This is a genomic window from Acinetobacter proteolyticus, from assembly GCF_000367945.1.
Lineage (GTDB): Bacteria > Pseudomonadota > Gammaproteobacteria > Pseudomonadales > Moraxellaceae > Acinetobacter > Acinetobacter proteolyticus.
In genome coordinates this window covers 97,962-117,921 of record NZ_KB849178.1, presented here as the reverse complement: position 1 = coordinate 117,921, position 19,960 = coordinate 97,962, and the positions used below count along the sequence as shown (strand labels likewise).

The 19,960-nt window shown below is 41.0% G+C and carries 15 protein-coding genes and 1 tRNA gene; 13 read left to right on the top strand and 3 right to left on the bottom strand.

Annotated elements, in window-relative coordinates; genetic code table 11:
* The first annotated feature begins 270 nt into the window (after positions 1-270).
* The 8 genes from kdpA (at position 271) to F993_RS17950 (ending at position 9,900) form a co-directional block, all read left to right on the top strand.
* Complete coding sequence (gene kdpA, locus F993_RS17915) at positions 271-1,977, top strand: potassium-transporting ATPase subunit KdpA (RefSeq protein WP_032812334.1); 1,707 nt, start codon at positions 271-273, stop codon at positions 1,975-1,977.
* A gap of 16 nt (positions 1,978-1,993) precedes the next feature.
* Positions 1,994-4,006, top strand: coding sequence for a potassium-transporting ATPase subunit KdpB (gene kdpB, locus F993_RS17920; RefSeq protein WP_004652294.1), 2,013 nt, complete (start codon positions 1,994-1,996; stop codon positions 4,004-4,006).
* Positions 4,007-4,015: 9 nt separating this feature from the next.
* On the top strand, positions 4,016-4,651 hold the full coding sequence (gene kdpC, locus F993_RS17925; RefSeq protein ID WP_004652293.1) for a potassium-transporting ATPase subunit KdpC: 636 nt from the start codon (positions 4,016-4,018) through the stop codon (positions 4,649-4,651).
* Between the two features lie 13 nt (positions 4,652-4,664).
* Entirely contained in the window at positions 4,665-7,313 is a 2,649-nt protein-coding gene (locus F993_RS17930) for a sensor histidine kinase (protein WP_004652292.1), read from the top strand.
* A 10-nt stretch (positions 7,314-7,323) separates the two neighbouring features.
* Positions 7,324-8,022, top strand: coding sequence for a response regulator (locus F993_RS17935; RefSeq protein WP_004652291.1), 699 nt, complete (start codon positions 7,324-7,326; stop codon positions 8,020-8,022).
* A 146-nt stretch (positions 8,023-8,168) separates the two neighbouring features.
* Positions 8,169-8,840: a CsgG/HfaB family protein gene (locus tag F993_RS17940; protein ID WP_004652290.1), complete on the top strand. Its 672-nt coding sequence runs from the start codon at positions 8,169-8,171 to the stop codon at positions 8,838-8,840.
* Between the two features lie 17 nt (positions 8,841-8,857).
* Positions 8,858-9,226, top strand: a complete 369-nt coding sequence (locus F993_RS17945) for a DUF4810 domain-containing protein (RefSeq protein WP_004652288.1) — start codon at positions 8,858-8,860, stop codon at positions 9,224-9,226.
* A complete protein-coding gene (locus F993_RS17950) occupies positions 9,223-9,900 on the top strand; it encodes a DUF799 domain-containing protein (RefSeq protein ID WP_004652287.1) in 678 nt (225 codons plus the stop codon). Before F993_RS17945 ends, F993_RS17950 begins: the two co-directional genes overlap by 4 nt.
* A 59-nt stretch (positions 9,901-9,959) precedes the next feature.
* Here F993_RS17950 and F993_RS17955 read toward each other — a convergent pair whose 3' ends face one another.
* Complete coding sequence (locus F993_RS17955; RefSeq protein WP_004652286.1) at positions 9,960-11,420, bottom strand: coniferyl aldehyde dehydrogenase; 1,461 nt, start codon at positions 11,418-11,420, stop codon at positions 9,960-9,962.
* Between the two features lie 131 nt (positions 11,421-11,551).
* Between F993_RS17955 and F993_RS17960 the strand changes: the two genes are divergently transcribed.
* The 5 genes from F993_RS17960 to F993_RS17980 all read left to right on the top strand — a co-directional run bounded on the left by F993_RS17960 (position 11,552) and on the right by F993_RS17980 (position 18,049).
* Positions 11,552-12,631 carry an AraC family transcriptional regulator gene (locus F993_RS17960; protein WP_004652285.1) on the top strand — a complete coding sequence of 360 codons (1,080 nt, stop codon included), beginning with the start codon at positions 11,552-11,554 and terminating at the stop codon, positions 12,629-12,631.
* Positions 12,632-13,114: 483 nt separating this feature from the next.
* Positions 13,115-14,452: a CitMHS family transporter gene (locus tag F993_RS17965; RefSeq protein WP_004652284.1), complete on the top strand. Its 1,338-nt coding sequence runs from the start codon at positions 13,115-13,117 to the stop codon at positions 14,450-14,452.
* Between the two features lie 141 nt (positions 14,453-14,593).
* The gene (locus F993_RS17970) at positions 14,594-15,703 is read left to right on the top strand and encodes a porin (RefSeq protein WP_004652282.1); all 1,110 of its coding nucleotides are present in this window, start codon (positions 14,594-14,596) and stop codon (positions 15,701-15,703) included.
* A gap of 214 nt (positions 15,704-15,917) precedes the next feature.
* Complete coding sequence (locus F993_RS17975; RefSeq protein WP_004652281.1) at positions 15,918-16,478, top strand: undecaprenyl-diphosphatase; 561 nt, start codon at positions 15,918-15,920, stop codon at positions 16,476-16,478.
* Positions 16,479-16,636: 158 nt separating this feature from the next.
* Positions 16,637-18,049, top strand: a complete 1,413-nt coding sequence (locus F993_RS17980; protein WP_004652280.1) for a glutamine synthetase family protein — start codon at positions 16,637-16,639, stop codon at positions 18,047-18,049.
* Between the two features lie 39 nt (positions 18,050-18,088).
* Here the strand turns inward: F993_RS17980 and F993_RS17985 are convergent.
* Positions 18,089-18,161, bottom strand: a tRNA-Arg gene (locus F993_RS17985).
* 69 nt (positions 18,162-18,230) lie between these two features.
* Positions 18,231-19,589 (bottom strand): amino acid permease, encoded by a 1,359-nt coding sequence (locus F993_RS17990; protein ID WP_004652279.1) that lies wholly within the window; start codon positions 19,587-19,589, stop codon positions 18,231-18,233.
* Between the last annotated feature and the right edge of the window lie 371 nt (positions 19,590-19,960).

The following is a 19,960-nucleotide window of genomic DNA, read 5'->3' as shown; positions in this document are numbered from 1 at the left end:
TGTAAAATAATGATAAATATAAATTATTATTTTAAAATGATAATTCATATTCTTTGCGTTTTTCCAAAAAAAGATTTTTATTTGGTCAAAGATTTTTTGTAAAAAATGAGATTTATTTCTCCATATTTTATTTCTAGGTAAAATTTTAAGCGTCCCAAATTAGAATTGAATAATTTTACGTAAAATTTACGTCCACCGTTTTTTTCAATATAGAGAATTTACGCTCTCAATTTCCATACTAAAGCTGACCTATTTTAAATGGCATGTGCTATGTGGGAATTTATTTCTGTATTTGTTTTTTCATTGTTGTTGGCTTATCCGCTTGGCACTTACCTAGCTGATGTAATGCAGGCAAAGCCAATGAGAAGCGATGCTTTGTTTAAATGGATTGAGCAACCAATTTATGCTGTGCTCGGCGTCAAGCGTAGAGGAATGAACTGGCGGCAGTATTTGGTCGCTTTTGTGCTCAGCAATATTTTGCTGCTGGGTGCAAGTGTCACCATTTTGATGACTCAGGCATGGTTACCACTGAACCCTGATCATATTCCAAATATGAACTGGGATTTGGCATTGCATACCACCATTTCATTCTTGACCAATACCAACCAGCAACATTATTCGGGACAGGCCCAACTGTCTTATCTATCGCAAATGACGGTGATTGTCGGATTGCAATACTTGTCGCCAATTATTGGACTTGCCTTATTGGTGGCGATGTTGAGAGCTTTATTCTTGCAATCAGGTCAACAAGAGGGTTCAGATCAAAACATATGGGATCGCATCAATCTTGGTAATTATTGGATGGATATTATTCGTCCATTATTTCGATTCTTTATTCCGCTTGGCTTGATTTTTTCTTTGTTACTCACTTTTCAAGGTGTTCCAGCAACATTATCAGCTGGCCCAACAGTACAAGTTTTGGATCAAACGGCAGAAGTTAAAACTCAGCATATTCCACTCGGTCCAGTTGCACCCATGGTGGCAATTAAGCAGTTAGGCAGTAATGGTGGGGGGTGGTATGGTCCGAATAGTAGTGTGCCTTTAGAAAATCCAACGCCGTTATCCAATGTGATTGAGATGATCGCGATCTTGCTGATTCCATTGTCTGTGGTGTTTATGGTGGGGCGTTTTATCCAACGTAAGAAATTGATGTGGATGATTTTTGGCACCATGCTACTCATGTCATTGGCTTCAACCTCATTAACGTTGTGGGCTGAAAAGTCTTCTTTGATTCCAAACACGGCATTGATGGAAGGTAAGGAAGTCCGCTTTGGTACAGAGGCATCGGCACTGTGGGGGAGTTTGACCACCCAAGTGAATAACGGCTCAGTCAATATGATGCATGACTCCGCCTCGCCACTGACGGGACTGGTGGAACTGTGCAATATGTTAATCAATGCCATTTGGGGTGGGATCGGCTGTGGTCTACTGCAGTTCTTTATTTATCTATTCCTTGCAGTATTCATCGCAGGCTTGATGACAGGTCGTACTCCTGAATTATTTGGTCGCAAGATTGAAGTCACTGAAATCAAGCTTTTGGCTTTTGTGATCTTGTTACAGCCTGTGGTGATTTTGGGTTTGACTGCGATCTCAATTGCCTTTCCATCCCTTACAGGGAATTCAAATCCAGCTTTCCATGGCATTAGCCAGGTGTTTTATGAATATGTCTCTGCCTATGCCAACAATGGTTCGGGTTTTGAAGGCTTAGCTGATAATACCTTGTGGTGGAATCTGAGTGCCAGTGTCGCGTTATTGGCAGGTCGTTATAGCGTATTGATTATCCCTGTGTTGATTGCAGTCAGTTTGGCAACTAAGCCACAAGCAACCGAAAGCAAAGGCTCTTTACATATTGAATCCCCAACTTTTGCTTTGACCTTGATTGGGATCGTGTTGATTCTCACCTTATTGCAATTCATGCCAGTGTTGGTCATTGGGCCAATTGCTGATTATTTATCTGTGCTATCTGTGAAAGTTTAAGCGTGGAGCGACAACAATGAAACATTCAAATGCGACACAACAAATGGATATTTTGAATAAAGAAATTATTCAGCAAACTTTTCATAAACTGTTGCCACAGTATGCTTTTAAAAATCCAGTGATGGCCTGTGTCTGGGTGGGAACAATCTTAACGGTTGTCGCAACCGTGATGGGCAGTACCAGCTTAGGTTTTGGTTTGGTGCTGAGCTTGATTTTATTGGTGACGGTCTTATTTGCTAATTATGCAGAAGCGGTTGCAGAAACCAAAGGCCGCGGACAAGCAGCATCATTGCGTCAAGCCCGTGAAAACTTAACTGCAAATCGTATCCTCGATTTAAATGCGATACCGAATACGATTTCTGCAAATTTACTCAAGAAGGATGATCTTGTCATCGTCAAAGCAGGTGAGATCGTCCCGGCGGATGGTGAAATTATTCAAGGTTTTGCGACCATCAATGAATCAGCTGTTACGGGTGAGTCTGCGCCCGTATTGCGTGAAGCCAATACGGATCGTTCAGGCGTGATTGGTGGCACTAAAGTTTTGTCAGATGAAATTATTATTCGCGTGAGTAATGAAGCTGGTCATAGTTTCCTAGACCGTATGATTGCCTTAGTTGAAGGTGCCAACCGCCAAAAAACACCGAATGAGATTGCACTCAGTATTTTGCTCAACATCATGACCATTACCTTTATTGTGGTTGTGGCAAGCTTACCTTTTATTGGTTCCATGGTCGGTATTAAAATCAGCATGGTCTTGTTGATTGCTCTATTGGTATGTTTGATTCCAACCACAATCGGTGGATTACTGCCCGCAATTGGCATCGCAGGAATGAACCGCGCTTTAAAAGCCAATGTCTTAGCTAAATCAGGTAAAGCAGTTGAAGTTGCAGGTGATATTGATGTGTTGCTGTTGGACAAAACTGGCACGATTACCTACGGAGACCGTCAAGCCACCGCCTTTTATCCATTGGCGGGTGTGAGTCCAAGTGAGTTGCGCCAAGCAGCCATGCTAACTTCTTTTGCTGACCCAACCCCTGAAGGTAAATCCGTGGTGAGTTTAGGTAAAGAAATGGGTGAAAGCATCCAAGAGCCCAAAGATGCAGAATTTATCCAGTTTAGTGCATCAACACGTTTGTCTGGTGTGGACTTAGCCACAGGACAAAAGATTCGTAAAGGTGCTGTCGATGCCATCCTTAACTTTACCCATCAACAGATCAGAGACAATGTCGAACTGAAAACTCGTGTCGAACAAGTCGCCTCTAAAGGTGCAACACCACTGGTGGTGGCTTCAAATCACAGTATTTTAGGGGTGATTGAGCTATCAGATGTGATCAAACAGGGTATTAAACAACGTTTTGCGCTGTTACGTGAGATGGGCATTAAAACCATTATGGTTACAGGTGACAATCCGTTGACTGCAGCAGCGATTGCAGCAGAAGCGGGGGTGGATGACTATATTGCAGAAGCCAAACCTGAAGATAAATTGGCTTGTATCCGTAAACAACAAGCCGCGGGTAAACTGGTGGCAATGGTCGGTGATGGTACCAATGATGCACCTGCCTTGGCACAGGCAGATATTGGTCTTGCCATGAACTCGGGCACGCAGGCCGCGAAAGAGGCGGGCAATATGGTGGATCTGGATTCCGATCCGACCAAACTGCTCGATGTGGTGGAAATTGGCAAGCAGCAATTGATTACCCGTGGCGCCTTAACCACTTTCTCTTTGGCAAATGATGTCTCCAAGTACTTTGTGATCTTACCTGCACTGTTTGCAGTAGCAATTCCACAACTTGCGGTACTCAATATCCTGCAGCTCAGTAGTCCGAGCAGTGCAGTAATTTCAGCATTGATTTTTAATGCACTGATTATTCCGATGTTGATCCCATTGGCATTGAGAGGGGTGCAATTCAAACCAGCCAGTGCATTGCAATTGTTACGCCGTAATATGTTGATCTATGGGGTAGGTGGGGTGATCTTTCCGTTTATCGCGATCAAATTAATTGACCTTGTTGTGTCATTATGGATTTAGGAGTGAGAGATGAATACTTTATTGAATCATGAGCAATTGAATAAACAAGACCTACCATTATCCAATCCAGTACATTCGATCTTACGTCCAAGCTTTGGTTTGATCTTGGTGGGGCTCCTTGTCGCAGGTGTCTTATATTCTGCTGTGAGTGTATCGATTGCCCAGTTGATTTTTCCGAAGCAGGCCAATGGTAGCTTAATCGAACTTGATGGCAGAATTGTGGGTTCAAGTTTGGTGGGGCAAAATTTTGTTGGTGGACAATATTTCCATGGCCGCCCTAGTGCGGTAAGTTACAGTGTAGATGGGATGGCGGGCAGTAATTTAGCGGTCTCTAATCCTGATTTACAAAAACAAATTAAGGAAAGAACAGTGCAATTTGCTCAAGACAATCATATTTTAGAGCAGAAGGTACCGAACGATATGGTTACGGCATCAGGCAGTGGGATTGACCCTGATATTTCACCTGAAAGTGCATTGTTACAGGTGAAGCGAGTGGCCGAACTACGCCATTTAGCAGAGCAACAAGTGCGAGATTTAGTGCAACAACAGATTCAGCCTGCGCAGTTTGGTTTATATGGGCAAGCGCGAGTCAATGTACTGCAATTGAATTTAGCCTTAGATCAATTGTCATCTATATCTCGTTGATAGAGCCTCATTTATGCAGATTGACCGGAATAACAAAGCAGATGCATGGTTGGCTCATAGTCAACGCGAACAATCTGGACGATTAACCATTTTCTTGGGTGCAGCACCAGGCGTAGGCAAGACCTATGCCATGCTGACTCGAGCGCATGAACTGATGCAACAAGGTCAGCATGTAATGGTTGGGGTGGTCGAAACCCACGGTCGATCTGATACCGAGCGGTTGATTCAAGGCCTCAATGTAATTCCCAAAAAGGCTGTGGAATATCAAGGTCGCCTGCTGGAAGAGATGGATCTTGATCAAATTCTCAAATTAAAGCCTGAAATTGTGTTGGTGGATGAACTTGCGCATCGGAATGTGCCGAACAGCCGGCATGAATATCGTTGGCAAGATGTCAATGAACTGTTGGATGCAGGCATTGATGTCTATAGCACCTTAAATATCCAGCATTTGGAAAGTCTGAATGATGTGGTTTACCAGATCACAGGTATTCGAGTGAGTGAAACGGTTCCCGATGCATTGTTAAAACGTTTGAAAGATATTCGTTTGGTGGATCTACCTGTACCAGAGTTATTAGAGCGGATGAATCATGGCAAGATTTATTTCGCCGATGTTGCACCCCATGCGCTACAGGGATTTTTTAAGCCTGCACATTTAACTGCTTTACGTGATTTAGCGATTCAAACTGTTGCAGGGCAAGTGGAAATTGATTATCGAGAGAAGTTTGTTGCGCAGGGGCAGATTATCCCGATTCAAAATCATGTGATGTTAGCGATTGACGGTTCAGAGTTTTCTGAAGATCTGGTACGGCGCGCACATCGTATTGCAGAAAGACGCAATGCAATGTGGAGTGTGATTTCGATCCAAAAAAGCCAGAAAACCACAACACAGACATTAGCAGTGACCAAAGCATTCAACTTGGCACGTAAACTGGGTGCCGATACTTACTTGTTACATAGCAATTATATTGCGTCGACCATTTTACAGGCGGCCTATGATTATGGCGCCTCCAATATTTTACTCGGTAAAAGTCCTAAAAAGTCGCTTTGGCAACGTCTGTTCTCAGACCATATTGCCGATCAACTTTTAGAAAAACAGCATCCTTTTGAGATCACTTTTGTTCAACCCTTAAAAGCAAAAAATAATGAGGCTAAGCCACAGATAGACAGTACTCGTTCTTCTTTGTTAGAACAAGGCTTGACCTTTAATCCACGTGAGCTCATTGAAAGTATTTTGATTGTCTTATTGGGCTTAATTGCGGCAATGGTGAGTGATCATTTTATTGGTTATAGTGAATTGGCTTTAATTTTTGTGGTGACTGTGCTGGTGGTGGCAATGCGGGCGAGGATGTTGATCACCATTTCGAGTGTTGTGATTTGCTTCTTGCTTTATAACTATTTATTTATTGAACCTCGATTTACTTTAAGAATTAGTGCTGAACGGGGCGTGATCACCATCGTTATCTTTATCGTTTCGGCCTTGTTGGTGGGGCGCTTAGCCAATCAATTACGTGCTCAGGTCTTGAGTTTACGGGCTGCGAATTCGGTGTCTTTACAAATGCAGGAGTTGGAGCGGAAATTATCGAGCTGTGTTGATATCGAACAGGTTTTAAATATCGCCAAACAACATTTAGAAAGCTCGTTAAATGCAACAGTTTGGTTGAGAGTTGGCACGCAGGAATTAGGTGATAGCAGTTTGTTGAATGAAAAAGATCAGATCGCGGCCAATTGGACTCAGAAAAATGCCCAACCTTGTGGGCGCTTTACCAATACCTTAACCCAATCCGAATGGTGGTTTAATCCATTGAATCTGGTGGGAGGTTATGGGGTGATTGCACTTCGATTTAATCAAAAAACCGAAACCATCAGTTTTGAGCAGCAACGGTTAGCGGAATTGATGATCGATGATATTGCGCAAACGACTTCACGGGTGCAGTTGTCTTTACAGTTAGAAAACTCACGTGTGGTCGCTGAAACTGAAAAATTACGTTCGGCATTATTGTCATCGGTCTCTCATGATTTACGTTCGCCTTTGGCTGCCATGATTGGGTCTGCTGATAGTCTGAAATATTATGGCGAGCAGATGTCAGCGGATGATCGTGAAAGCTTATTGGACACCATTCATGTCGAAGGTGAACGGTTGGATCGTTATATTCAAAACTTACTCGATATGACCCGACTCGGTCACCAAGGTTTGAGTCTCAGTCGCGACTGGATTGGGGTAGAAGAACTAATTGGATCAGCGACACAGCGACTGAAACGCTATCAACCGAAGGTCAATATTAATGTCGAAATGACAGATGACTTGCCGCAATTGCATGTACATCCTGCCTTGATTGAACAGGCCATTTTTAATGTGCTGGAAAATGCAGCTAAGTTTTCACCTGATGATGTGCCGATTGAGGTCAAGGTATATCAAGAACATCAGTTCCTGCAAATTGATATTATGGATCAAGGGATTGGAATTCCTGAAGATGAACGAGAGCAAATTTTTGATATGTTTTATACCATGCAACGCGGTGATCGGGGCAAGACAGGAACGGGCTTAGGTCTTACGATTGTCAAAGCGATTATTGGGGCACATATGGGCAGCATCGAAGCACTTGCTGGGACATATGGTCAGGGCACCTTAATTAGAATACGATTACCACTTCATCAGGATTAAAACTATTGTTATGCCGCAATCATTCAATTCACAAGCATCAATTCTGATTATTGATGATGAGCCCCAAATTCGAAAGTTTTTGGATATTGCCTTGCGTGCACAGGGCTATCAGGTGCATGTGGCTGAAAATGGCATGAAAGGATTAGAGAGCTTGGCAACGCGTGGGGCGGATTTGTTAATTCTGGATCTGGGCCTACCCGATATGGAGGGGCAGGCGGTGCTGCTTGAGTTGCGACAATGGTCAGATATTCCTGTAATTGTATTGTCAGCTCGTCCAGATGAAAATCAAAAAATTAAACTATTAGATGCTGGAGCGAATGACTATGTCACCAAGCCATTTAGCATTCAGGAACTTTGTGCACGTATTCGTGTGATGTTCCGCAATAAGCCGCAACAGGCTGAACATAATCTGGTGTTTGATGATGGGCAGCTTTGGGTCGATGTGGCCGAACATACAGCCAAACTGGCAGGCGAGGAGGTTACCTTAACCAAAAAAGAATTTCAGTTGCTGGCTTTATTGATTCGTCATCACGGCAAGATTGTTACACAAAAACAGATCATGACTGAGCTATGGGGCATTAGCCATGAAGAAGATACCCATTATCTTCGTATCTTGGTGAAAAAGCTTAGAACCAAAATCGGTGATTCAGCAATTACGCCAAAGTATATTTTTACCATTGCGGGTGTCGGGTTACGTTTTTGCGAATAATCTTGCTTAAGTTGATCTAATTATTTGGATTGTAAAATGATTTGTGATGGTTTAAATAAGGGATTTGAATCTTAAAATGTTAGATGGTTCACAGTTTTTAAGCTATAATTTTCACGTTTTTTAATCTTTATCCCGATCGAGCGACAATGAAAAAATTATTAGCGGTTACCGTATTCAGTGCTTTCGGCTTAATGGCCTGCTCAACCACAGAAACATCAAAATCAATTCAAAGCCCTCAAGTGACGGCAGCAGTTCAACAGATTAAATATAACGGGGTGAAAGTACCGGTTTCGATTGGTAAGTTTGATAATCGCTCAAGTTATATGAGAGGCATATTTTCAGATAATGTAGATCGTCTTGGCGGACAGGCGAAAACCATTTCAGAAACGCATCTACAGCAAACTGGTTATTTCTCGGTTTTAAATCGCGATAATTTGTCTGAACTTAAACAAGAAGTGGGATTTAGCAATAGCACTCAAAGCATTAAAGGTGCACGTTATGTGATTACTGGTGATGTGTCTGAATTTGGTCGTAAAGAGGTTGGAGATCAGCAATTATTCGGGATTTTGGGACGTGGTAAACAGCAAATTGCTTATGCCAAAGTGAACTTGAATATTGTCGATGTAAAAACCTCAGAGATTGTACATTCCGTACAAGGTGCGGGTGAGTATGCGTTGAGTGCGCGTGAAGTACTTGGTTTTGGTTCTACAGCCTCATATGACTCGACCCTGAATGGCAAGGTGCTCGATTTAGCAGTACGTGAAGCGGTCAACAATTTGGTAACTGATATTCAGAATAATCGTTGGACTGCGCAATAAAATTGGACCGCTGTAAAATGAAAAAAATTCTGTTCAGCAGTCTGATGATGATCGGATTAGTTGGCTGTGCTGCTGGGCCTCAACCTTTATATAGTTGGGGTTCTTATACACAACAGACTTATCTGATGTATAACCAACCAGAAAAAGCCACACCGAGTGCACAAATCATCAAGTTAGAAGCGGAAATCGAAAAAGCCAAAGCAAAGAATCAGGGCGTTCCGCCGGGGTTATATGCGCATCTGGGTTTGTTATCTTTACAAGTGAATAATGCACAAAAAGCCGTTGAATATTTTCAACTGGAACGACAGGTTTATCCTGAATCTACGGTATTGATGAATCGTTTGTTGCAGAAGATGAATGCCAATGGAGGAATTGCAAAGCCATGATCAAGGCATTTTTAGTTTCAAACCTTGTGATTGCAGGCTTACTGGTTACAGGCTGTGCATCATCTCCGGTAGTGAATAAGGATATGACGGCATATAAACAACATATGCCAAAATCTATTTTGGTATTACCGCCTGTCAATGATTCTCCTGATGTAAAGGCAACTTATAGCTATTGGCCAACAGTCGTTATGCCTGTTGCTGAAGCGGGTTATTATGTTTTTCCAATTTCTGTTGTGGATTCGATGTTTAAAGAGAACGGTGTGACCAATGGTCATGACGCGCAAAGCATTTCAACACAGAAATTGCAGGAAATCTTTGGTGCTGATGCCGCACTCTATATTCGAATTAAAGAATATGGTTCTCAGTATCAAGTCATTCAAAGTGTTGCAACGGTGAGTGTAGAGGCAAAACTGGTCGATTTAAAAACCAATGAGACGCTTTGGACGGGTGAAAAGAAAGCCGTGCAATCGAGCAATAGTGGTAACAATGATTTACTCACTGCGCTGGTTGGGGCATTGGTTGAACAAATTGCGGGGAGCTTAAATGATCGTGCTTATCCCTTGGCCACGGTGGTAAATACGCAACTCTTTACCCCGACGCAGCATAACCCTGGTTTGGGTTTGCTTTACGGACCTCGTTCACCGAAATACCAACAAGATGGCATTGTGAAGTAATTCATTTTTCATTTGCAGAATAAAAAAGCCTCTTGATGAGGCTTTTTTATTATCGAAGCTTATTTGATATTTGGGTCACCTTGTTTCAAGAAGAAACGTAAGGCCAACTTTTGCACCCAAGTACCATATGGCGGATAGAACAACTGGGTGGGGAAGAAACGATGACGTGCAAACACTGTTTTTGCATGGGAAAGTTCACGGAAACCTTCTTCTCCATGATAAGTACCCATCCCTGAGTTTCCGATTCCCCCGAAAGGTGCATCGTGGTTGACTACATGCCAACCCCAGTCGTTCAGGGTTACACCCCCTGAATGGGTTTGCTTTAAGATGTAATCACGTTCATTGGCATCGTGAGTAAAAAGGTATAAAGCTAATGGTCGTTCACCTGCTTGAATATAATGAATCGCATCATCCACTGTATCGTAAGCAACCACAGGTAAAACTGGGCCAAATAGTTCTTCTTTTAAAATTCGCATCTCTGGGGTGCAATTCAGCACAATATGTACGGGCATACGACGTGCATCTTTGTCACGATCATATTCACCACAGGCAATGATTTGAGCACCTTTGGCTTTGGCATCATCCAAGATATCGAGTAAACGTTTTAAATGACGGTCATTCACAATCGAGGTGTAATTGTCATTATTGCGAATATTGTTGCCATACATACTGGTGAAATTCGCTTGGCATTCTGTAACGAATTGGTCGATTTTTTCTTTTGGTACCAATGCATAATCGGGCGCGACACAGATTTGACCACAGTTGGTCGCCTTGCCGTGTAAAACACGTTTTGCCGCATCAGCCAAAGGATAGTTACGACTTACCAATGCCGGCGATTTCCCGCCTAACTCTAAAGTCACAGGGGTCAGATTGTCTGCGGCTGCGCGCATCACCACGCGACCAATTGCAGGTGAGCCGGTAAATACAATATGGTTGAAGGGTAGCGAGGTGAATTGTGCCGGATCAAGGATTTCCTCTCCAAAAACAGCGACCTCATCTTCACTGAAAATTTCAGCTAGCATCCGTCGTACCACGGCATTGGTGGCAGGCGTGACTTCGGGTAGTTTGATCATCACCCGATTACCTGCTGCAATCGCTGCAATTAAAGGACCTAAGGCCAGATAAACTGGAAAGTTCCAAGGAACGATGACCCCAACCACACCTTTGGGTTGATACTGCACACGTAAGCGATTGGATAAAAATAGCAATTCAGTGCTACGTTTACTTGGTCGCATCCAACGGCGGACATGACGAATCGCATGTTCTGCTTCAAGTACTGAACCGAGCAAATCAAGCAGTTTCGATTCGTCGACTGATCTTGAACTAAAGTCACTATTGATTGCAGTCGCGATCACATCTTGATAACGGATAATTTGCTTTTTAATTTGAAATAATTTGCGACGTCGATCATCAAGATCAGGATAGGGCTGAGCATTAAAAGCAGCACGCTGTTGATTAAAAACCGAAAGCATATGTTCGATTGCAGCATCACCCAAAGGTTGTGAAGTTGAAAGTGTCATTGTTGCTCCTTTCATGCTTATTAGTAGTATAGACTTTATGATTGATGAGATTTGTAGTCGATGTTAAATTGAGACAACAAAAAGTAATTTAGTGCCATTATGCATCATCACTCAAAGGATGAGGTGAAAAAATGCGTAAACAGGATCTGCATCCAAAACTGGTTGAAGCGCGTTATGACCAACAGCAGTTAGGCCAAGGGACACCGGTTTTGGGTTTAAGCAGTCTGCTTGAAGCTATGCAGCAACAAGGCTATAGCTTGACAGAGCTACTAGCAGACACAGGTATTTCTCAAGAGGCACTGCATAGTGCTGCTTCACATGTGTCGCCTTATCAAAAATTACAGCTTTTTCAAACGATTCAGCGTTTATCTAAAGATCCCTTAATTGGAATGCATGCAGGGCAAAAACAGCGTTTATCCGACTTTGGGGTTTATGGTTATGCGCTTTATTGTTCTCGAAATTTTCAACAGGCAGTAGAGTTTGGTATTCGTCATATTAAGTTGGCAGCACCTGTACTGAAAAAGTCATTTTATATTCAAGATGATACGGCAATTTTTGAAGGGCAAGAAATTATCGCACTTGGCAAGCTATTACCTTTGGTGTGTGAGTTTTGGTTTAGTTCCATACAAAGCTTGATTGAGTGTGTATTGGAAGCACCTTTTCAGGCCAAAAAACTATTACTACCTTATCCAGCACCTGAATATGCCAGTGAATATCAAAATGTTTTTCGATGCCCAGTGGAGTTTGATGCAGATGTCCTGCAATGGCATTTCGATGTCGATTGGCTAGATAAACCCTGTCCCAATGCCAATCCGATTACCGCAGATATGTGTCAATCTTTTTGTGAACGGATGTTGAGTACAGAGGAGCATGAACAAGAGTCTGATTTAGTTCGTTCGATTCGTTTGATCTTGTTAGATGCGGTAGGTGATTTCCCAACAGCACAACAGATTGCTGAACAATTACATCTATCTAAGCGAACCTTGTACCGTCGTTTAGCCGATGTTGATGTCAGTTATCAGGAAATTTTGGATAGTACCAGACGCCGACTTGCAGATGAGTATTTGGCAACAAGCTTAAGCATCGATGAAATTGCAGAACGTTTAGGATTTTCAGATACTTCAAATTTTAGAAAAGCCTATCGAAATTGGGTGGGTATTTCACCCAATGAATATAGATTACATAGAAATAATGAAATTGAGTTTAAATGAGTTGTTTTATTCTCAAAATATGAATTTTTAATATTGTTTTAATATTCTTTGATAATAATTATTATTATAATTTGAGCGTAACAGCGTAGAGGTTATTTTCCTGTTTTTATTTTAACCAGAATAGTGGTTTTATAAATAAATGATATTTGTTTTAATTATTGGTTGATGGGAAATTGTTATTTTTTAATCAAAAAATGCACCATAATAATGCGTCTATATTTTGGCTGGATATAGCTCTGCTTATTTATTCTTCCAGTGCTTTGATCGATTGGTCTAAGTTTTTTTGAAAAAATATATTAATAATTAAAGTTTTATATTAAAAGTATATTTGTATACTTTTAAGGTATTTTTCATGTGAATGGGTGTATTAAGCATATAATTAAATTAAATGAATTACCTAAACTTAAATCGCATAGAATTTGTGCTGGATTAGGGTAGGGTCTACCCATTAAAAAAAACTTATTATGCTAAGGATTGCATTCAATGCTGACTTTTTTAGGTATCAGCATGATCATGTGCTTTATGTATTTGATCATGTCAAAACGTCTCAGTGCATTAGTTGCATTAATTTTAATCCCATTCATATTCGCTATTATCGCTTGGGGCTTAGGTTTTTATTTTGACAGCTTAAGTCATATTCAATTGGCCGAACTTGGCAATACCATGTTAGAGGGTATTAAAAAGCTCGCACCAACAGGCGTCATGCTTCTTTTCGCTATTTTATATTTTGCCTTAATGATTGATTCGGGGTTATTTGACCCTTCGGTAAGATGGATTTTAAAGAAAGTAAAAGGTGATCCATTAAAAATCACTTTGGGTACCGTTTTTCTCACCTTGTTGGTTTCTTTGGATGGTGATGGTTCAACCACATATATGATTTGTGTGGCAGCAATGATGCCGCTTTATAAACGAGTCGGTATGAATCCACTGATCATGACCTGCTTGATGTTGCTTTGTAGTGGTGTGATGAATTTGACGCCATGGGGTGGACCAACAGCCCGTGCTGCAAGTGCATTACAAGTTGATGCCAGTGAAGTGTTCATTCCGATGATTCCATCGATGATTGTGGCGGCTGCTTGGTTATTCTTCTTGGCCTATCTGTATGGCATGTACGAGCGCAAACGCTTAGGCGTGATTGAGCTGGTGGATATTAGCCATGCCGATGATATTTCGATTTCAAAAGATCCAGAAGCACAACGTCCACATTTACGTTGGTTTAACGGAATTTTAACACTGGTGTTAATGGCTTCTTTGGTAAAAGGGATTTTGCCAATGTCGATCCTGTTTATGCTGGGTTTCTGTATTGCATTGGTGGTGAACTATCCATGCGTGAACATGCAGAAGAAACGTATTGCGATGCATGCCGATAGCGTGTTAGCGGTTGTGGGGGTGATCTTTGCTGCAGGTGTCTTTACTGGTATTTTATCAGGCACAGGCATGGTTGAAGCCATGTCCAAAGGCTTCGTTGCGGTAATTCCGCCAAGTTTAGGGCCTTATCTGGCACCGATTACAGGTGTATTGAGCATGCCATTGACCTTCTTTATGTCAAATGATGCTTTCTATTTCGGAGTTTTGCCAATTTTGGCTGAAGCTGCATCACACTATGGTATTGCACCTGTTGAAATTGCACGTGCGTCAATTATTGGTCAGCCGATTCACTTGTTATCACCATTGGTTCCATCGACCTACTTACTTTGTGGTTTGGCTGCGGTAGAAATGGGTGATCACCAGAAGTTCACTTTGAAATGGGCATTTATTACCTGCTGCGTATTGATGGGCAGTGCATTAATATTTGGCGTATTTCCATTTTATAATATGTAAATCTAATTATGATGATGCTTTTATATCTATAAATATATAAAAGCATTCATATTTTTTCGTTCCCCTTTAATTTTAAATTTTGCTTGAAATAGAGCGAAATAGAGTTTTTTTACCTTTTTTTAGATGGTTAGGAAGATAACAATGAAGATGAAAATTGCACTCGCAACAGTGATGAGTATTGCGACCTGTTCTGCATTTGCAGCACCAAAATTTTATGGAGAAATTGATGCAAGTATTGATTATTTACCAGAAAAAAATGCAAATTCGTCAGACCGTGATGTATGGAAAGTAAATAGCAATAGCTCATTTCTTGGAATTAAGGGCGAAGAGAAGTTAACAGAACATTTGAGTGCGATTTATTTAGCAGAATGGGCATTTTATGCCGATGGTGATCGCACAGATTGGTCACAGCGGAATCGTTTTGTCGGATTAAAAGATGACCGATTGGGTGCACTTAAAGTCGGAAAACATAATACCCCATTAAAAGATTTATCTAGCCCAGTAGATAGTTTTAATAACTACATCAGTAATAAAGCGGATATCACTGGCATTATGACAGGTGAGAACCGTGTCAATAATGTAGTGGTCTATGATTCTCCTGAAATTGCTTTTAAAGAGGGTAACTTTGAAGCCAGCGTTTTACTTGCCACGGGTGAGAGTAGAGGTATTGAAGATGATAAACGCGGTGGTGTGAATGCGGCTGGTCGTGGCTTAGGCGATGCATGGTCGGCATCGCTGAGTTACAGTCATCCTGTGTTTTTGGTCGGTGTTGGCTACGATAAGGCTATTCCAAGTGATTTCTTGGGGCATGGCCTATTGAATGCTGCAGAAACGGAGACTCAGGTTGAGGAAGTATTTGCAGCAGCGAATACGGTTCGAGTGATTGGCCGGTTAACACCAATTGAGGGATTAGCACTGAAAACGCTTTATCAAACCTCTAAAGTGGCGGACAAAAAGGGGAATGATGAAGCTGCCATCAATATTGATGATTCGCAAGGATGGTTGATTGGCGCTGAATATAAATTGCCGAACCAGTCGAAATGGACTGTAAAAGCACAATACAGCCAAAATAGCACCAGCTTTAAAAGCAATGAGGCCGATTTTGATGCCAAACAATTATTACTTGGCACTGATTATTCATTTAATAAGCAAGTCAAAGTCTATGGTTATGCTGGATACTCAACATTCGAACAGGCAAGTGCCAAGGATAAGCAACCGATTGCAGGTACGGGTTTAGAATTTAAGTTCTAAGTTCCAGTCAATTAGCACCAGTAAATAGGGGAGGTTTATTCTATTTACTGGTGTTTTTGTTGATACAATTTAGATTTATTTTTCACTCGATATGTGAGCTTAATCCTTTAGCAAGATATGAACAATAAACCATAAAAAAAATTAATAATTTCTTCATTTTTATCCTGTATATTGGGCGCATGGATCTTCAGGGATAGTGTGGATAGAAAAGGAAATGATATTTAAAGAGTTAAATATTTCTTTGTTTAATAGTGTGAATTCTTTTGCGAAAGAAAATCCTGTGATTGATCAGCTTGCGATTTTTTTAGCGGAGGATCTGAATACCGTATTTATTAGTTTTCTGGTTTTTTTATTGGTGACCCAGTGGAAAATATACAATCTTACCTTTGCCAAAGCGCTTGTGATTGTTCTATTTTCGCTGCTGTTAAGTGATATTATTGAATTCTTTTATCATCATCCGCGTCCATTCCAGCTGGATTTAGGACATAAGTTAATTGGGCATGGTTCAAGTTCGTCTTTCCCCAGTCAGCATACGCTGACCATTGTGATTATCGCGTTTTCGTATTTATTGGCGGGTTTTAAAAAGATTGGCATTATTGGCTTAATCTTCAGTGCCATTGTCGGTTTATCACGAGTTTTTGTGGGTGTGCATTTCCCATTTGATGTAATTGGTTCATTTGTAATTGGTTTTATCTTGGTAGTATTTGTCAATTATGCTTTAAAAGAATTGGCGATCAGAATCAGAAAGCTCAAAGCAATTCGCATCGTAGAGTAAGGGATTTTATCTCATCAAAGCGGAGGTTTACTCCGCTTTTTATTGCCTGAGTTATAAGAAATTTATTCGATCACCCCAAGAGTTTACGCATTGTTTACGTTACTTCTAGGGAGGTCTCAACTAAGCTGAAACTATCTATATAACTTGAGCTTTTAGCGATGAGTGCTGTACTTGTTGAGATCAATCATCCATCTGCGCTTAAAAAGTACACTGATACGGCTATGCAGAACAATGAGTTTGATGGTCTTCAGATAAAGAATTTATTTATAGAAGAAGTCGAAGCCTATCTAAAACATTATCCGAATACGCAACATGTTGATATTTATTTATGTGATTTGAATGGACATTTACGTGGTAAACGCATCGATATTGGTTGTTTAATAAATCTCAGTAAAGGTTGCTATTTCCCACTGTCGATTTATGCCATGAGTTTAGATGGTAAAGTGATTGAGGAAACAGGCCTTGGAAAATATATTGGAGAACCTGATCATTTCTGCGAGCCTGTTTTAGGCACATTGCAACCGCATGCAACTGAACCCAACACAACGGCACAGCTGTTGCTCAGTATGAAAGATGATCATCAGCAAGATTGTCTACTTGAGCCCCGAAATATCTTAAAGAAAACCCTATCCCAATTACAGCAGCAAGGCTACTCTCCCTGTATCGCAGCAGAGATTGAATTTTATTTACAGCCTTTAAGTGAGTTGGTAGCTGTGGAAGAGCCCATAAGTCAGTGTTTTGATATTAATAGCGCTGACCCTTATCAACATATTCTGAATGAGATTGAAGTGGTTGCAAAACAGCAGCATATTCAAATCACAGGAATAGTTTCCGAATCTTCTGCTGGGCAATATGAGATTAATCTGCAGCATACAACTGATCTTTTAGCTTTATGTGATCAGATTATGTTGTTAAAGCGAAGCATCAAGCAAGTTGCTAATCAGCATGGGTTAAGAGCTAATTTCCTTGCTAAGCCAGATATGCATAAGGCGGGGAGTGGTATGCACTTCCATATGAGTCTTTTAGATCAAAAGCAGCAGAATCTTTTTAGTTCAGTAAGCGATGGGCTGTCTGAACTATTATTAAAAGCAGTAAGTGGATTACTGTTATTGATGCCTGATTCGATGGCGATTTTAGCACCTAATCTAAACTCTTTCAGACGTTTTAAATTTGGCAATCATGTGCCCCTTGAAGCCAATTGGGGGCTGAATAATCGTAATGTGGCGATTCGTATTCCGTGCTCAGATCAAGAAAATCAGAGACTGGAATACCGCGTAGCAGGAGCAGATTGTAATCCTTATTTGGCGATCACAATGATGTTGATTGGGACTTTACATGGTCTAACGCATCAGCTACCGGTACCGAAACAAGCGCATCAATTAAAACTGAAAAGTGAGCATGTATTCTTGCCAACTGAGCAAATGCAAGCACTGAAATTAATCAAAGCCAATCCATTGTTAACAGAATATCTCGGCAAACCCTTTGTTGAGCTTTGGTGTACGCTCAAGCAGGCAGAGTACCAAAGTGTATATAGTCAGATTACGGCCATTGAAAAGAACTGGAATATTTAAAGTCTTCCATCATTGCATAAGCAAAATGAAAATGGGTTATGCGCTCAGCGGGACTCGAACCCACGTCGGTCGCTTAGGAGGCAACTGCTCTATCCAGTTAAGCTATAAGCGCATAATTTTATGATTATAAACAAAAAAGTGATTGCAAACGCAATCACTTTTTAATGAAATCGATCAACTGTTAACTTTCAGTTTTACGATTTAAAAACTTATAAAAAATAAACATGGCGACGATCCAGATCGGAATCATCAGTACAGATTCTTTAAAGCCTTGCTGCCACATGATATACAGCACTACACCAATAAACGCCAAAACGAGATAGTTGCTGAATGGGGACCATAAAGCGGGATAAGAAGTCTTGATCTGAGCAGTTTTGATATGACGTCTATATTTTAAATGGGTCAAGCTGATCATGGCCCAGTTTAAAACCAGTGCACCAACAACCACATACATCAAATGTCCAAGCGCATCTTCAGGAACAAAGTAGTTTAACAATACACAGCCAAAGATTAGGAAAGCCGAGAGCAGTACTGCTGGAACTGGGACACCTTGTTTATTGGTTTTGGTAAAGATTTTCGGTGCATTACCTTGTTGAGCTAGACCAAATACCATACGACTATTGGCATACATACCGCTGTTATATACCGACAATGCTGCTGTCAGGATAATAAAGTTAAGTAAATGTGCCGCCCAGCCAATTCCCATTTGACTGAAAATCATTACGAATGGACTCTTATCTAAACCACCGAGATCCAACTGATTCCAAGGCACAAGTGATAAGAGAATGGCAAGTGAACCCACGTAGAACACTAAAATACGAATCACGACTTGGTTAATCGCTTTAGGAATGGTGGTCTTTGGGTCTTTGGCTTCTGCCGCTGCCATACCAATCAGTTCAATGCCCCCGAAGGCAAACATCAAGAAAGCCAGCATATAGAACAAGCCATCGAAGCCATGCGGGAAAAAGCCGCCATGTGACCACAGGTTGCTAAATGAGGCTGTTGAGTTTGCATCTGCAGTGAAGAGCAAGAACAAGCCAAACAAGATCATGGCAACGACAGCAGTCACTTTGATGATTGCTAACCAGAATTCTGATTCACCATAGAATTTAACATTGGTCAGGTTCACTGCCGTAATTACGACAAAGAAGAACAATACAGACTGCCAAGCGGGGATTTGTGGCCACCAGTAATTAATGTATTTACCTACTGCCGTCAGCTCAGTCATTGCGACAAGGATATACAGTACCCAATAATTCCAGCCAGTGATAAAACCTGGAAATTTACCCCAATACTTATAAGCAAAATGGCTAAATGAACCTGCAACAGGTTCTTCAACAATCATTTCACCTAAATGACGCATGATTAGAAAAACAATCAAGCCGCCAATCGCATACCCCAAAATAATAGATGGCCCAGCAGACTGGATAATTTGCGCAGAACCTAAAAATAAGCCCGTACCAATCGCTCCACCCATCGCAATGAGTTGGATATGGCGGTTTTTTAGTCCACGCTGAAGTTGAGAAGAATCGTTGTTCAAAGGACTGAGCTCGACGAGGAATTAACTGGATTATTCTAATAGATTCAAAGATTTTCGCCTAGTAAAAGTACAACGATGCTATGACTGGAAAGTTGTTTTTAAAAGTTATTTAAAATCTTATATTTATATGAATATTAAAATGAAATATGCTGCAATTTTATACAGTTGTAGAGTCCCCTTGTTTTTCCCGACGGATGGAATGGTATTTTTGCCATTGTGAAACTCTTGAAATCTACTCACTATAATGCACAGATTTTACACATTATGACCAATCCCAAAACCATTGGTCGTATGGTATTTTTGCTGGCAGTGCAGTACCTTTAGATTCAAAATTGATCTGCACCAAGAATATGATAAAAGGAAGACATTGA